1 protein-coding gene is annotated in these 1,031 nt (G+C 58.4%); it reads right to left on the bottom strand.

The window, feature by feature from the left end; all coding sequences use genetic code 11:
* Positions 1-192: 192 nt before the first annotated feature.
* Entirely contained in the window at positions 193-513 is a 321-nt protein-coding gene (locus tag ACW7GZ_RS14885) for a hypothetical protein (RefSeq protein WP_457010055.1), read from the bottom strand.
* Positions 514-1,031: the final 518 nt, after the last annotated feature.

Genomic DNA, 1,031 nt, shown 5'->3' with positions numbered 1-1,031 from the left:
ACTCGCCATGCGTCAGAAGCATGTGCTGAGCGAAGCCAAGCGCGTCGTTATAGAGTTCGTTGAGATCAGCAGATGCCACGATTGAGCCCTAACGCCTGAGTTAAGCCGACTTGCGTAGCGTAGCCGACAACGTGGCAAGCTTTTCCTGCCACGTTGTTGGTGTAGCGAAGCAAGTTCGGCTTGAACGAATTGTTAGGGCTCAAGCTCAGCCAGCCGAGCTCGCACCCTTTCAGCATCAATGTACTTGCGGACAGCAGCGCCATTTTTGCAAAGCAGCTGCCACGTACTCAGCGCACCGATCAGGGCTCCGGCAAAGACGGCCCCTAACAGCGAGGCGACGCGCGGGGTATCCAGAAGATGCGGGTTCTGAAATAGCCACAATGCAATGACGGCTAGGGTGGCGAATGAGACAGCGTTTACGGCAAAGGCCTGCCACGACCACCTTTTCTTCGTGGTCTCGTCAAGGGCCTCAAGGATCTGCTTCAGCAGCTTTCGTTCTTCAGTTTCAGTCACGATGATGTGTCTCTTGAGGCCTAACGCTTGAGTTAACCCGACCCGCGTAGTGGAGCCAACAACATGGCAAGCTCTACCTGCCATGTTGTTGGTGGAACGAAGCGGGTTCGGGTTGAACGAATTGTTAGGCCGCCGACCGGTGAGCCCAACGCCCCCACGAGTGGACTGTACCGGAATCCTGGCTGGAGGAAGTGCCTGCCCCGCGCACGATCCGGGGTGAGCAACGGCAATCGTGTCCGTGAGTTAGCGGCTTGCCCCGCGCGCGATCTGGAGCGGGCGACGGCAACTGTGTCCGTAAGCCAACGGCTTGCCCCGCGAACCATCGGTACAAGCGAACACGAGCATCGCTCTTGACTCGAGCGGCCTAACGCCTGAGTTAAGCCGAGACGCGTAGTGGAGCGAACCACATGGCAAGCTCTTTCTGCCATGTGGTTTGCGGAACGAAGCGGCTTCGGCTTGAACGACTTGTTAGGCCGCAGCTACCCGGCACCTGCGCCAAGACTGCCACAGCCCAACCC

The organism is Luteimonas sp. A537, assembly GCF_054052065.1.
Note: the sequence above shows the minus strand (reverse complement) of the source record. Positions and strands in the feature narration are given on the sequence as shown.